This window comes from Nonomuraea sp. NPDC050404 (genome assembly GCF_040655495.1).
In the GTDB taxonomy this organism is placed as follows: Bacteria; Actinomycetota; Actinomycetes; order Streptosporangiales; family Streptosporangiaceae; genus Nonomuraea.
Genome location: NZ_JBFAKB010000004.1, coordinates 149,383 through 162,795, shown reverse-complemented (window position 1 = coordinate 162,795; position 13,413 = coordinate 149,383). Strand labels below are relative to the sequence as shown.

Here is a 13,413-nt window from a genome sequence, read left to right as displayed (position 1 = left end):
CCTTATTTGAGTCCGGTCAGGGCGATGCCCCTGACGAAGTATCTCTGGGTGAAGATGAACAGGACGGCGGTGGGGATGAACAGGATCACCGAGCCGGCCGCCGTGAGGTGCCACAGCGTGAAGTACTCCTGGTTGAACAGGGTGAGCCCGACCGGGATGGTACGCATTTCGGGCGTGGTGGTGGCGACCAGCGGCCAGAGGAACTCGTTCCACTGGAAGACGAACGTGAACAGCCCGAGCACGGCCATCGCCGGCCGCGTCTGCGGCAGGATGACGCTCCAGTAGACGCGCAGCTCGGAGGCCCCGTCGATGCGGGCCGCGCTGATCAGGTCGTCGGGGATGGGCTGGATGAACTGTCTCATCAGGAAGATGCCGAACGCGTCCATCAGGAACGGCGTGATGAGCCCCTGGTAGGTGTTCAGCCAGCCCATGTTGGCCATGAGCACGTACAGCGGGATCATCCGCACGAAGAACGGCACCATGAGCGTGGCCAGCAGCGCCACGAACAACGTGTTGCGCAGCGGGAAGCGGTACTTGGCGAACACGTACCCGACGAGCGGGTCGAACACCAGGTGCGCCACCGTGATCGCGCCCGCCACGACGAGGCTGTTGACGATGAAGTTGCCGAACGGCGCGCGCGTGAACAGCTCGGCGTAGTTGCCCCACTGCGGCGAGTCCGGCACGAGCACGGCGTTCGCCGACAGCGTCTCGGCCTCGGTCTGGAGCGACAACGAGAGCATGTAGAGCAGCGGCACGACCGTGACGAGCGAGGCCAGCGTCAGGAGGGTGTAGAGCAGGGGCTTGCGCATCAGTACGTGACCTCCCGGTTCCGTCCGGCCCTCAGCTGGATCAGGGTGAAGGCCACGATCACGATCAGCAGCAGCACCGACTGCGCGGAGGAGTAGCCGAAGTCCCTGGCGCGGAAGGCGACGTTGAAGATGTGGAAGACCGACAGGTCGGTGGCGTCGCCGGGGCCGCCGCCGGTGATGATGTACGCCTGCCCGAACGCCTGCAATCCGGAGATCACCGCCATCACCGACACGAACAGCGTGGTCGGGGCGAGCAGCGGCAGCGTGATCCGCCAGAACCGGCGCCAGGAGTCCGCCCCGTCGATCTTGGCGGCCTCGTGGTAGGTCTCCGGGATGCCCTGCAGCCCGGCCAGGAACAACACCATCGTGTAGCCGACGCTCTGCCACAACGTGACGGCGGCGATGGTGAGCAGCGGCGCGGTGTTGAGCCACTGCTGCGCGGGCAGTCCGGCCGCGAGCAGCACCCGGTTCAGCACACCCAGCTCGGGGTCGAGGATGTTGCGCCACAGCAGCCCGACGATCGCCACCGAGGTCAGGTACGGCACCAGCAGCACCACCCGGAAGGCCACCCGGCCCTTGAGCGGCTGGTCGATGGCCAGCGCGAGGGCCAGCCCGAGCACGATCGACCCGGCCACCACGATCACCGAGAAGCCCGCCGTGATCAGGAAGGAGTGCTGGACGGCCGGGTCCGACACGGCCTGGGTGTAGTTGCCCAGGCCCGTCCACTGGTCGGCCATCGGCCCGGTCTTGAAGCTGGTGGCCACCACGTTGCCGATCGGCAGGTAGAACATGGCCGCGAAGAACAGGATCGCCGGGAGCAGGAACAGGTAGGCGGTGCGGGCGTACCGGCCGTAGAGAGTGCGCGGCCTCACTTCAGGAAGCCCTCCGCGGCCTTGACGAAGGCTTCGAGTGCCTCGGCGGCCGGCTTGTTCTGGATGAGCACCTGCTGGTACATCACTTCGAGCTGTTCCTCCCACTTGCCGAGCTGCCCGGTCAGGCGCACCTGCTGGGAGGAGTCCTTGGCGGTGGGCAGGGCGTCGGCGAAGGTCTTGGTGACCGGGTCGGACTGAACCTCGGGCAGGTCCGCCCACGACTTGCGCGGCATGAGCATGCCGGTCTCCTTGGTGGCGGCCTGCTCGACCTCCAAGGTGGTGATGCGCTTGATGAAGTCCCACGACAGGTCGGGCCTGGTGGCCTTGGCGGGCACGAACATGCTGACCCCGGCCGCCTGGGTGGCGCTCGACTTGTTCTTCAGCGGCGGCGCGACGCCCAGCTCGATGTCGGCGCTGGTCTTCTTGATGGGGTCGAGGTCCCACGGGCCCGTGAAGATCATCGCGGCGCGTTTGGCGGAGAACAACTTCTGCGGGCCCGAGTAGTCGGTGCCCGCCGTCGGCACGGGGGCCACCTTGTGCTTGTGGATGAGGTCGGCCTGGAACTGCAGGGCGGCCACCGCGTCGGCGCGCGGCTGCATGATCGCCTTGGTGTCCAGGTCGTAGGGGGTGATGCCGGCCTGCACCAGCCAGGGCCACATGTAGGTGAAGTCCTGGTTGAGCGCTACGCCGTACACGCCGTCCTTGGTCAGCTTCTTGGCCGCGTCGAGGAACTCCTCCCAGGTGGTGGGCACCTTCACGCCGGCCGCGTCGAGCATGCCCTTGTTGTAGAAGAGCGTGTTGCAGGTCAGGTGCAGCTGTACGCCGTACACCTTGCCCTGGTAGGAGTTGCGTTCGACCGTCACCGGCTGCCAGTCCGACGGGAAGCCCATCGCCTGCCCGTCGCGGTCCACGTAGTCCTGCAGCGAGCGCGCGTTGCCGGAGACGGCGAACTCCTGCACCCAGCCGCCCGGCTCCTCCACCAGGTCCGGCACGGTCCCGGAGGCGAAGTCGGCCAGCAGCCTGGTCCGCAGGTCGGGCCACTGGTACTTCTGGAAGTTGACCTTGACCTTGTTGGCCTGCTCGAACTCGGCGATCACCTTGCGGTAGACCTGATAGTCGTGGCCCGCGTTCCAGTAGACCGTGAAGGTGCCCGGCGCGGCGCTCTGCGTGGTCGGCGCACCCGCGCAGGACGACAGGACCGGCACCGCGGCGGCGGCGCCGACGAGACGGAGCAAGTCGCGTCGTGAGGGGTGGGAGTGCATCTGGAGGGTTTCCCTTCTAGGACGAGCCCCGCCGCACGAAGGTCCACGACCGGACGATCTCGCGGACGGGCGGCGGCTCCTCGGCCTGGAGGCGGTCGAAGAGCAGGCGTACGACGTCGGTGTAGTCGTGGCGAAGCGGGCCGACGGTGCTGAGCTGCGGATTGCTGATGAGACCCTCGTCGATGTTGCCCGCACCGACGATCGCGACGTCGCCGGGCACGCTCAGCCCCAGGTCCCTGGCCGCCCAGATCGCGCTGAGCGCCGCCCGGTCGGACGCGGCGAAGATGGCGTCGGGCCGGTCGGGCGAGCTGAGCAGCTCGGTCGCCGTCTGGTAGGCGGACACGCGGTCGTCCGCGCCGCCGGTGATGATGCGCTCGCTCACCCCGTGCCGCTCCAGCGCCGTGGTGTAGCCGAGCATGCGCCCGCTGGGCTGGTCGCGGTAGACCTCGTAGCGGTGCGCCATGAACGCGATGCGCCGCCGGCCCGTGTCGAGCAGGTGGTCGACGGCCATGGCCGACGCCTCCACCTCCGGTGTGCGGACGACGTCGCAACCTTCCAGCCCGCTCTCGTTGCTCAGCACCACCATCGGCAGCCCGGTGGCGGCGAGACCGGAGAGCAGGTCGTGGGCGAGGTGGTCGCCCACGACGTGGATCAGCGCGCCGTCGGCGATGCCGCCGCGCAACATGTCGACGGCGGCCTGCGCGCGGGCCTCGGAATAGACGGCGAGCGTGACCACCGAGTAGCCGTGCGCGTCGGCCATCTCGTGCAGGTCCGTCGCCAGCCTGGCGTCGGACGGCACGCCGCCGAACGAGCTCAGCACCAGGCAGACGCGCTGGGTACGGCGTTTGCGCAGGCTTCTGGCGGCCTGGTTGGGGGTGTAGCCGAGTTGCCTGGCGGCGTCGAGCACCCGCTGCCTGGTCTCGGCGGCCACCGGCCGGTTCTTGCCGCTGAGCACGTAGGAGACGGTCGCCACCGACACGTTCGCCAGCTCTGCCACTTGTCGCGCTGTTGGTCTCATGTTAGTCGAATAACCTAGCATTCCCTACAGGATTATGGGGAATTTTCTGTACTCGGATCTTGGCATATGGGCATGCTGCGGAGAGTTCTTCGCCTGCTGTTCAGCGGCTGCTGTTAATCGATTAACACCGTATTCCGCACAAGCCGTGCGTTCAAGAGGTGAGCTCAGATCATCATCTCGGCCAGCTTGGCCGCCACTTCCTCTTCTTGCGCGATGGCCGCCCGCTCCAGCACCTTGCTGATGCTCGGCGACGCCTCCCCGCCGGTCACCCGTTGCACCGGCCGCTTCAGGAGGCCGAAGAAGCGCCGCTGGATCTCGTCGGCCAGCCAGCCGCCGTACGACGTCCCCATCGGCCCCTGCTCGGCGATGAGCACGCGGCCCGTCTTGCCGACGCTCGCCCCGATCGTCTCCCAGTCCACGCTCGCCCGATCCAGCCAGCGCAGGTCGATCACCTCGGCGTCCACGCCGGACGACTCGGCGGCACGCAGTGCGTACATGGTCATCGCCAGGTACGTCAGCACGGTGACCGCCGACCCGGCCCGCCGCACCCTTGCCCGGCCCACCGGGATGCAGTAGTCCAGGTCGTCCACCGGGCACTCGCCGGTCGAGCGGTACAGATCGACGTGCTCCAGCACCACCACGGGGTCGCGGCAGAGCAGCGCGCTGTTCATCAGCCCCACGTAGTCGAACGGCGTCGAGGGGGCGGCGATCCGCCAGCCGGGCGCGGTGGCGAAGATGCCCGCGGGGTCCATGGAGTGCTGGGAGCCGTAGCCGGTGCCCATGGCTACCTTGCTGCGCAGGACCAGCGGCATGGCGTCGCCGCCGCCGTACATGTGCCTGGCTTTTGCGATCTGGTTGAAGAGCTGGTCGGCGGCGACCCACATGAAGTCGGCGTACATGAGCTCCACCACCGGCGTGCAGCGCCCGTCGGAGGCGATGCCGCCGGCCAGTCCGGTGAAGGCGTTCTCGCTGATGGGGGTGCCGAGCACGCGGTCGGGGAACTCCTCCTTGAGCCCTCTGGTGGCGCCGTTGGTGCCGCCGTTGAGGCGGTGCACGTCCTCGCCGAGCACGATGATCGACGGGTCGGTCCGCATGCGCCGCGCCATCACCCCGGACACGGCGTCGATGAACTTGCGCTCGGCCAGCTCTCCCGTGAAGGTGTCGCGGTCGGCCGGCCGCGCGTCCGCGAACTCCGACAGGTCGCCGCGCACGCCCACGTGCGCGAAGCCCGGGTCGGGCCACTCCCGGGGCCTGATCCGGCGGCGGCCCTGGGTGTCGCCCGGCAATGGTTCGAGCAGTTCCGCGCCGATGCCGGCCATCAGGTCCTTCGCCCTCTTTGTCGCGGCGGCGACGTCGGCGGGGTCGAAGAGGCCGCGTCGGGCGAGGTGTCCCGCGAGCCGTTCGATCGGGTCGCGGGCCCGCCACTCCTGCTCCTCCTGCTTGCTGCGGTAGCCGAACGCGCTGCCGGGGAAGGGGCCGTTCTGGTGGAAATATCGGTAGACGTCCGCCTCGACGAGGGCCGGCCCGCCACCCGACCTCATGTACGCCACCGCCTCGCTCATGGCCAGGTGCACCGCGAGCGGATCCATGCCGTCCACCTTCCAGCTCGCCACGCCGAAGCCGGGGCCGCGCGCCGACAGCCGGGGCTCGGCGGTCGCCTCGGCCACGCCGGTGGAGACGGCGTAGCGGTTGTTCTCCACGAAGAAGCAGAGCGGCAACCGCCAGGCGGCGGCCAGGTTCAGCGTCTCCAGGGTGGAGCCGATGTTGATCGCGCCGTCCCCGAAGTACGTCACCGCGACCGCCCCGGTGCCCGCCCGCCGGTGCGCCCACGCCGACCCGGCCGCGAACGGCACGCCGCCCCCGACGATCGCGTTCGTGCCGATCGCGCCCGCCTCCTTCCAGCGCAGGTGCATGGAGCCGCCGCGACCGTGGCTGAAGCCCCGGTCCAGGCCGCAGATCTCGGCGAGCGTACGCAGCAGCACGCCGCGCACGTCGGGCCCGGACTCCCCGGCCGGGTCGATGCCCTTCGGCTCCACGTACGCCAGCGCCTTGGCCAGGAACTGGTGGTGCCCCCGATGCGAGCCGTTGATCGTGTCGCCGGGAGCCAGCGCCAGGACCGAGCCGACCGCGCCGCCCTCCTGGCCGATGCTGGAGTGGGCCGGGCCGTGCACCAGGCCCGCCTTGGCCAGGTCGAGCACGTACTGCTCGAAGGCCCTGATCAGCAGGAGCTGGCCGAGCATGCCGGTCAGCAGGGCGGGGTCGGCGGCGTCCCAGTCCTCTTCCGTGGCGACGATCTCGACCCAGGGCGCCGGCGGTTCGAGCCTGTGATGCTGGGGCATTCCTCAGCCTTACACGCCTTGGATCCAAAAGACAGACCTGGGCTCTTCTCGGAGGCCGGAGTAGGCTGTTCTGGATCCAAAGGGAGAGAGATGAGCGGACTTCCCGGGCTCAGCCGGCTGGACCACATCGGCTTCACGGTGCCCGATCTGGAGGAGGCCAGGGCGTTCCTGGTGGACGTGCTCGGCTGCGAGTACCTGTACTCGCTCGGTCCCTACCGGCATGACGGCACCCCGTGGATGAAGGAGCACCTCAACGTGCATCCGCGGGCGGTGATGGAGCGGCTGCACTTCTTCCGGTGCGGCGGGCAGGCGGTCTTCGAGGTGTTCCAGTACTCGGCGCCCGGGCAACATCCCGAGGTGCCGAGGAACAGCGACATCGGCGGACATCACGTGGCCCTGTACGTGGAGGACCTCGACGCGGCCGTGGCCTATCTGCGCGGTCAGGGGGTCCAGGTCCTCGGTGAGCCGACGGCCAGCACGGGGCCGAGCGAGGGGCAGCGGTGGGTGTACTTCCTGGCGCCTTGGGGGATGCAGTTCGAGCTGGTCTCCTACCCGGAGGGCAAGGCGTTCGATCGTGCGGATGCCTGAGAACGTGCCTTCAGCCGCGGGGGTGCCTTCGGACGAGCGGGCGCTTTCGGACGAGCGGATACCTTCAGGCGTGCGGATGCCTGAGAGCCAGCGTGTGGCCGACCATCTGCGCGAGGCCATACTCAGCGGGGCCATCGCGCCCGGTGAGCGGATCCGGCAGGAGGAACTGGCCGAGCGGCTCGGCGCGAGCCGGCTGCCGGTGCGCGAGGCGCTGCGCATGCTGGAGGCCGAAGGGCTCACCGAGCACCACCCGCGCAGGGGCGCGCGCGTGCCGCGACTCGGCGGGCACGAGGTGGACGTGATCTACCGGATGCGCGAACGGCTGGAGCCCCTCGCCCTGGCCGAGAGCATCCCCCACCTGACCGCCGACGATCACCACGCGCTCGCCCTGATCCAGGACAAGATCGAGCAGAACACCGACATCGGCGAGTTTCTGGTGCTCGACCGCGAGTTCCACCTGCTGACCTACTCGGGGTGCGCGATCGAGCAGCTCTCGGCCATGGTGGTGCGGATGTGGAACGCGACGCAGCACTACCGGCGGGCGTTCATGCGGCTGACCGGGCCGTCGCGGCGCTGGGTGGTCAACGCCGAGCACCGGCTGCTGCTGGACGCGATCGAGCGGCGTGACGCCGTGGACGCCGAGCGGTGCCTGAGCGGGCACATCAGGCGCACCAGGGTGGAGCTCTCGCAGCACCCGGAGGTCTTCGGATGACGCTTCTGACGGTTAACGGTGCGGTCGTGGAGGTCCGGGCCGAGCCCGGCACGCCGCTCCTCGACGTGCTGCGCGGGGAGCTCGGGCTGGTGGGGACCCGGTTCGGGTGCGGGGCCGGGTCGTGCGGGGCCTGTTTCGTGCTGCTCAACGGGCGGGTGACGGCCGCCTGCGACACGCCGCTGTCCGTGGCCGAGGGACGGGAAGTCGTGACCGTCGAAGGGCTCGCGCCCGGCGATGAGCTGCATCCGGTGCAGCAGGCGATCCTGGAGGAGCAGGCCGGACAGTGCGGCTACTGCCTGTCGGGCATCATGATCAGCGCCGCCGCACTGCTGGCCGACGATCCCCGGCCGGACGAGGAGGCGGTGGTGGCGGCTCTGGAACGCAACCTGTGCCGGTGCGGCGTACACCGCCGCGTCGTCCGCGCCATCCTGAAGACCACCCAATGAGCACCGCCGACGACCGGGAAGCCCGACCAGTGGGTGCCGAGCCAGGGGCTGCGGTGCCGGTGGGAGCCGAGCCAGGGGCTGCGGTGCCGGTGAGTGCCGAGCCAGGGGCCGAGGTGCCGATGGAGGCCGAGCCGAGGGCCGCAGTGTCCGTGGGAGCCGGGCCGGGGGCGGCGGTGTCGGTGGGGGCCGATGGGGTGATTTCGGTGCGGGTCGGGAAGGTGGAGCTCGGGCAGGGGGTGCTCACGGCGCTGGCTCAGATCGCCGCCGACGCCCTGGGGGCCGACCTGGGGCAGGTGCGGATGTTGCCGGCGCGTACCGGTGCGGGGCCTGACGAGGGGTTCACGTCGGGGAGCATGTCGATCGCCCGCTCGGGTCCGGCGCTGCGTGCGGAGTGCGCCCGCGTGCGCGCCGCCTGCACCGCCGAGGCCGCCCGCCACTGGGGCGTCTCCCCAGGCCAGGTGACGGTACGGCGCGGCGAGTTCCGCCACGGCGACCGGACCACCACCTACGCCGACCTGGCCCAGGCCGCCGAAGCGCCCGCTGAGGGCCTGCCCACCGAGGGAGCACCCGCCAACGGAGGGCGTGCCAGAGCTCCTGACGCAGGAGCGCGGGCGTCCGAGGTGCCGGTGTTCGTGGGGGTCAGCGTGCCTCGACTGGATCTGCCCGGCAAAGTGGCCGGACGTCCCCGGTTCATCCATGACCTCCGCCTCCCGGGCCAGCTCTACGGACGGGTTCTGCGCCCGCCCTCCCCCGGTGCCCGCCTGACCGGTCTCACCCCGCTGCCGGACCTCCGTGTCGTACGTGACGGCTCGTTCCTCGGGGTGCTGGCCGAGACCGAGCCGGAGGCCGACCGGGCGCTTGCCCGCCTGCGCGAGGCGGCCGAGTGGGATGAGCGCGACACCCTCCCCGACGAACACGACCTGCACACCTTCCTCCGCACGGGCCCGCACGAAACAATCCCCGTCCGCACCCCGACCAACGCCCAACCCACATCCGACCGGCCCAAAGACGGGCGGCCCGAAAGCGGGCGCGAGGGTGAGGTGCATGCGGCCACTTACGGCAGGCCCTTTATTGCCCATGCCTCCATTGCCCCGAGTTGCGCCGCCGCCCGCTGGAACACCGACGGCTCTCTGGAGGTCTGGAGCCACACTCAGGGGGTGCACCCGCTCCGCCGAGCCCTCGCCCAGATTCTGGGCACCGAGCGGATCGAGGTCCGGCACGTGGAAGGTGCGGGCTGCTACGGGCACAACGCGGCCGACGACGTGGCGCTGGACGCGGCGCTGCTGGCCCGTGAGGCCGGCGGTCGGCCGGTGCATGTGCGGTGGAGCAGGCGGGATGAGCTGACCTGGGCGCCGTTCGGGTCGGCGATGTCGGTGGACGTCGCGGCGTCGGTGGACGCGAAGGGGATGGTGCGTTCCTGGCGGTATGACGTGTGGAGCCAGGGTCATACCAGCCGCCCCGGTTACGCGGGAGGCGTACCGGGTCTGCTCGCCGCCGCACATCTGGAACAGCCGTGGACATACCCGGCGGCCGTGGACCCGTCGCTGGGATCGGGCTCGGGGATGGCGCGTAACGCGGTTCCGATCTACGACTTTCCGGCGATGGAGATCACCGGTCACCGCGTGCTGGAGACGCCGATCCGGTCGTCGGCGCTGCGGTCGCTGGGGGCGTTCATGAACGTCTTCGCCATCGAGTCGTTCATGGACGAGCTGGCCCTGGCCGCCGGGCGGGACCCGCTGGCGTACCGGCTGGCGCATCTGAGCGACCCCCGCGCCAGGGAGGTCCTGACGAGGGCGGCCAGGGCGGCGGGCTGGGGCGGCGGCGAACCGGGTCTGGGGCTGGGGGTGGCCAGGTACAAGGGCAGCGGGGCGTACTGCGCGGTCGTGGCGCAGGTGGCGGCCGAGCACGATGTACGGGTACGCCGCCTGACCATCGCCGTGGACGTCGGCCAGGTCGTCAACCCCGACGGGGTGCGCAACCAGATCGAGGGCGGCGCCACCCAGGCGGCGAGCTGGACGCTGAAGGAACGGGTGCGCTTCGACCGCCGCCGGATCACCAGCGGGGACTGGGAGTCGTACCCGATCCTGCGCTTTCCGGAGGCTCCCGAGGTGACGGTGGAGCTGGTGGAGCATCCGGGCACGCCGTCCGTGGGCGCGGGCGAGGCGGCCCAGGGCCCGGTCGCGGCGGCCATCGCGAACGCGCTCACCACCACACTCGGCCTCCGCCTCCGCGACCTGCCCCTCACCCGCGACGCGGTCGTCGCCGCAATCCAGCGTGAGTGATCATAGGCCGAAATGCTATAGATTGCATTTGAAATGCAAGTCACATGCTATGTTGGGGATGTGGAGGTGGTAGGTCGTGGCTACCAAGACACTTGGGTTCGCGGTCGGAGACGAGGACCGGGCCGACCTTGAAGAGTTGGTCGAGTACTTCGGGCAGGGCAATCGCTCCGCCTACCTTCGGGCGACAATAAGGGTCATGAAGTCTGTGAAGCTGGCCGAAGAGCTTCGGGACCTGCAGGCGTATGGACAAGGAAAACTTGGCGAGCAGGGCGTGACCCTGGAAGACATTCCGGAGATCACCCGGCGGATATTGAAGGGATAACCGTGGCCGACCCCGTGCCTGTGGTCTTCGATGTGAATGCCCTGGTCGGGGCGGCGGCGGGCGGCAACAGCCCGTTTCGGTCCTGGCCTTCGCCGCCGCCCACATCCGGAAACCCATATGCGGATTGTCTCGGCATCATCGTCGACGCGGCAGAGTTCGCCCTGTGGTTGTCGCCGCACATCCTGGAGAACACCGGTCGGGTCCTGTCAAAGGGTCTGCTCTGGGAGGAGGAGAAGATCGAGCGATACCTGTCCGTCCTGATCGGGGTGGCGCAGCACAGCGGTGGCCAGGCCGTGGATCCGCCGCAGGTCGTGTCCGACTGCTCCGACTGGGAGGACAACCGTATTCTCGATCTGGCGGCGCATGTCGGCGCGCTGCTGGTCGTCTCCGAGGACACAGACCTGACGTCGTTGTCCCCTTGGCGCGGGACCCCGATCTTGCGACCCCGCGAATTCGCCGCGAAAGTCGACGGCATGCGTCGCACCAGACGCAGATCACGCTGAAGACCCATCAGTAGGGGTTGGCGATCATCAGGTCCTGGGCGGGGAACAGGGTCAGGACGCGGCAGCCGTCCGGGGTGACCACGACCTCCTCCTCGATCCTGGCCGCCGAGAAGCCGTCGCCGGCCGGGCAGTACGTCTCCAGCGCGAACACCATCCCGGCGCGCAGTTCGATCGGCTCCCGCATGCTGTTGAGCCGCGAGATGATCGGCCGCTCGTGCAGCCCGAGTCCCAGGCCGTGCCCGAACTGCAGCCCGAAGGCCGCCATCTCGTCCTCGAAGCCGAACTCCGGAGCCTTCGGCCAGACCGCGGCCACCTGGTCGGTGCCCACGCCCGGTTTGATCATCGCGATGGAGGCGTCCATCCATTCGCGGGCCATGGTGTACGCGTCCCGCTGCGCGGCCGTCGCGCTGCCCACGCCGAACGTGCGGTAGTAGCAGGTGCGGTAGCCGTTGTAGGAGTGGATGATGTCGAAGAACGCCTGGTCGCCCGGCCTGATCAGCCGGTCGGAGAAGTTGTGCGGGTGCGGGTTGCACCGTTCGCCGCTGACCGCGTTGACGGCTTCCACCTGGTCGGAGCCCATCGCGTAGAGGCGCTGGTTGACCAGGGCGACGATCTCGTTCTCCCGGATCCCGGGCTTGAGCGCTTCCACGACGTCCTGGTAGACGCCGTCCACCATGGCCGCGGCCTGGGTGAGCAGCATGATCTCGTCGGCGGACTTGATGACGCGGGCGTCCAGCATGTGCTGCTGGCAGTCCACCACCCGCAGGCCCTGGCGCTGCATCTCGAACAGGAACGGCGGCTCCACGATGTCCACGCCCACGGGCGCGTCCGAGAGCCCTTCGTCGGTCAGGATGCCCTTGATGCGGCGGATCGCGTCGGTCATCAGCCCGGCGGTCGGGGCGATGGCGCCGCGCAGGCCCAGCATGCCCGCGTGGCAGTCGGCCGGGTCCAGCCAGGGGCTGTGCAGGCGGTGGTGGCGGGCGGCGGAGCCGAAGTCCCAGAGTTTCGGTGAGCCGTCGCGGGTGAGCAGGGCGTACCTGGTCATCTTGTCGCCGAGGGCGCCGCCGATCCAGGTCTGGGTGACGTACCTGATGTTGTAGAAGTCGAACAGCAGGAACGCGCCGCAGTCGCTGGCCGCGAGCGCGGCGCGGGCGCGGCTCAGGCGGTGTTCGCGCAGCCGGGCGAAGTCGACGCGCTGCTCGAAGTCGACGCCCATGTGGCCAGGCGCGGGAAGAGGCGCGGGCGCGGGCAGGGGCGCGATCATGAGCCTAGCCCGTCGTCCACGGTCACGTCCTCGGGTTTGAGTTCCAGGCCGGCGGCGGCGGCCTGGAGGTCGAGCAGGATGGCGAAGTCCTCGCCGGTCCTGCCGGTGCCGACGCTCGCCTGGACGAGTTGCGCGGTGAGCGCGGTGACCGGCATCGGCACGTCGAGGGCGCGGGCGGCGGCCAGGCCCAGGTCGAAGTCCTTGCGCAGGAGCAGCGGGGTGAAGGTGGGGGTGTAGTCGAGGTGCACGAACGCGGGCGACTTGTAGCGGGTGAAGGCCGAGCCGACGACGCTGTCGTTGAGGAACTCCAGGAACGCGTGCCGGGGCACGCCGCCCTTCTCGGCCAGCACGGTGATCTCGGCGAGGGTCTGGGTGACGACGCCGAGCAGCAGGTTGTGCGCGATCTTGACCAGGCGGGCGGTCTCGCCCTCGCCCGCGTACGTGACCGACCTGCCCAGGTGCGCCAGCAGTCCGGCCACCCGGTCGTAGGTCTCGCGCGGCCCCGAGCAGACGACGCTGAGCAGCCCGGCGCGCACGACCTTGCCGTTGCCGCTGACCGGCGCGGCCAGGAACCCGGTGCCGTGGCGCGCGCAGGCTTCGCGGGCGGCGGCGGACGCCTCGGGCGAGACGGTGGAGCAGTCCACCACCACGCCGGGTCCGTCCTCGCCGAGCAGTTCGCCGAGGACCTGGGTGAGGTCGGCGGAGGCGGCGACCATGGTGAAGACGACGTCGCGGTCGCGCAGCCCGGCGATGGTGTCCGTCACGTGCGCGCCGTGCTCGCCCAGCGGTTCGGCCTTGGCGCGGGTACGGTTCCACACGGCCAGGTCCACCCCCGCCCCGGCCAGCCGCGCGGCCATCGGGAACCCCATGCGGCCGGTGCCGATCCAGCCGACCCTCAGTCCAGTCATCGCACGCCACCTCTCATCGCACGCCACCTCTCATCGCACGCCACCTCTCATCGCACGCCGCTACTCATCGCACGCCGCTACTCATCGC

At 69.8% G+C, this 13,413-nt stretch carries 13 protein-coding genes; 6 read left to right on the top strand and 7 right to left on the bottom strand.

Features of this window, described 5'->3' with window-relative positions:
- Positions 1 to 2 precede the first annotated feature (2 nt).
- The 5 genes from AB0I81_RS12340 to AB0I81_RS12320 form a co-directional block, all read right to left on the bottom strand.
- Positions 3 to 809 carry a carbohydrate ABC transporter permease gene (locus AB0I81_RS12340; RefSeq protein ID WP_360654364.1) on the bottom strand — a complete coding sequence of 269 codons (807 nt, stop codon included), beginning with the start codon at positions 807 to 809 and terminating at the stop codon, positions 3 to 5.
- Positions 809 to 1,681: a sugar ABC transporter permease gene (locus tag AB0I81_RS12335; RefSeq protein WP_360654361.1), complete on the bottom strand. Its 873-nt coding sequence runs from the start codon at positions 1,679 to 1,681 to the stop codon at positions 809 to 811. Before AB0I81_RS12335 ends, AB0I81_RS12340 begins: the two co-directional genes overlap by 1 nt.
- A complete protein-coding gene (locus AB0I81_RS12330) occupies positions 1,678 to 2,916 on the bottom strand; it encodes a sugar ABC transporter substrate-binding protein (protein ID WP_360654358.1) in 1,239 nt (412 codons plus the stop codon). Before AB0I81_RS12330 ends, AB0I81_RS12335 begins: the two co-directional genes overlap by 4 nt.
- A gap of 43 nt (positions 2,917 to 2,959) precedes the next feature.
- Positions 2,960 to 3,940, bottom strand: a complete 981-nt coding sequence (locus tag AB0I81_RS12325) for a LacI family DNA-binding transcriptional regulator (RefSeq protein WP_360654355.1) — start codon at positions 3,938 to 3,940, stop codon at positions 2,960 to 2,962.
- Positions 3,941 to 4,125: 185 nt separating this feature from the next.
- Positions 4,126 to 6,300, bottom strand: coding sequence for a thiamine pyrophosphate-dependent enzyme (locus AB0I81_RS12320; protein ID WP_360654352.1), 2,175 nt, complete (start codon positions 6,298 to 6,300; stop codon positions 4,126 to 4,128).
- Positions 6,301 to 6,390: 90 nt separating this feature from the next.
- Between AB0I81_RS12320 and AB0I81_RS12315 the strand changes: the two genes are divergently transcribed.
- The 6 genes from AB0I81_RS12315 (at position 6,391) to AB0I81_RS12290 (ending at position 11,153) form a co-directional block, all read left to right on the top strand.
- Positions 6,391 to 6,888: a VOC family protein gene (locus AB0I81_RS12315; protein WP_360654349.1), complete on the top strand. Its 498-nt coding sequence runs from the start codon at positions 6,391 to 6,393 to the stop codon at positions 6,886 to 6,888.
- A 76-nt stretch (positions 6,889 to 6,964) separates the two neighbouring features.
- Positions 6,965 to 7,600, top strand: a complete 636-nt coding sequence (locus AB0I81_RS12310) for a GntR family transcriptional regulator (protein WP_360654346.1) — start codon at positions 6,965 to 6,967, stop codon at positions 7,598 to 7,600.
- Positions 7,597 to 8,046, top strand: a complete 450-nt coding sequence (locus AB0I81_RS12305; protein ID WP_360654343.1) for a (2Fe-2S)-binding protein — start codon at positions 7,597 to 7,599, stop codon at positions 8,044 to 8,046. Before AB0I81_RS12310 ends, AB0I81_RS12305 begins: the two co-directional genes overlap by 4 nt.
- Before the next feature lie 89 nt (positions 8,047 to 8,135).
- Positions 8,136 to 10,328, top strand: coding sequence for a molybdopterin cofactor-binding domain-containing protein (locus tag AB0I81_RS12300; protein WP_360654340.1), 2,193 nt, complete (start codon positions 8,136 to 8,138; stop codon positions 10,326 to 10,328).
- Positions 10,329 to 10,404: 76 nt separating this feature from the next.
- The gene (locus AB0I81_RS12295; protein ID WP_360654337.1) at positions 10,405 to 10,650 is read left to right on the top strand and encodes a hypothetical protein; all 246 of its coding nucleotides are present in this window, start codon (positions 10,405 to 10,407) and stop codon (positions 10,648 to 10,650) included.
- Positions 10,651 to 10,652: 2 nt separating this feature from the next.
- Positions 10,653 to 11,153, top strand: a complete 501-nt coding sequence (locus AB0I81_RS12290; protein WP_360654334.1) for a PIN domain-containing protein — start codon at positions 10,653 to 10,655, stop codon at positions 11,151 to 11,153.
- A 7-nt stretch (positions 11,154 to 11,160) separates the two neighbouring features.
- On the opposite strand, the gene AB0I81_RS12285 is transcribed toward AB0I81_RS12290, so the two are convergent.
- Both AB0I81_RS12285 and AB0I81_RS12280 read right to left on the bottom strand, forming a co-directional pair.
- The gene (locus tag AB0I81_RS12285; protein WP_360654331.1) at positions 11,161 to 12,417 is read right to left on the bottom strand and encodes a Xaa-Pro peptidase family protein; all 1,257 of its coding nucleotides are present in this window, start codon (positions 12,415 to 12,417) and stop codon (positions 11,161 to 11,163) included.
- Positions 12,414 to 13,325, bottom strand: a complete 912-nt coding sequence (locus AB0I81_RS12280) for an NAD(P)-dependent oxidoreductase (protein ID WP_360654327.1) — start codon at positions 13,323 to 13,325, stop codon at positions 12,414 to 12,416. The genes AB0I81_RS12285 and AB0I81_RS12280 overlap by 4 nt, the downstream gene beginning before the upstream one ends.
- Positions 13,326 to 13,413 lie beyond the last annotated feature (88 nt).

Bases quoted from the DNA above. Each gene is read 5' to 3' on its own strand.
- AB0I81_RS12340 (WP_360654364.1), bottom strand. From the start codon at position 809: ATGCGCAAGCCCCTGCTCTACACCCTCCTGACGCTGGCCTCGCTCGTC.
- AB0I81_RS12320 (WP_360654352.1), bottom strand. From the start codon at position 6,300: ATGCCCCAGCATCACAGGCTCGAACCGCCGGCGCCCTGGGTCGAGATC.
- AB0I81_RS12315 (WP_360654349.1), top strand. From the start codon at position 6,391: ATGAGCGGACTTCCCGGGCTCAGCCGGCTGGACCACATCGGCTTCACG.
- AB0I81_RS12310 (WP_360654346.1), top strand. From the start codon at position 6,965: ATGCCTGAGAGCCAGCGTGTGGCCGACCATCTGCGCGAGGCCATACTC.
- AB0I81_RS12305 (WP_360654343.1), top strand. From the start codon at position 7,597: ATGACGCTTCTGACGGTTAACGGTGCGGTCGTGGAGGTCCGGGCCGAG.
- AB0I81_RS12285 (WP_360654331.1), bottom strand. From the start codon at position 12,417: ATGATCGCGCCCCTGCCCGCGCCCGCGCCTCTTCCCGCGCCTGGCCAC.
- AB0I81_RS12280 (WP_360654327.1), bottom strand. From the start codon at position 13,325: ATGACTGGACTGAGGGTCGGCTGGATCGGCACCGGCCGCATGGGGTTC.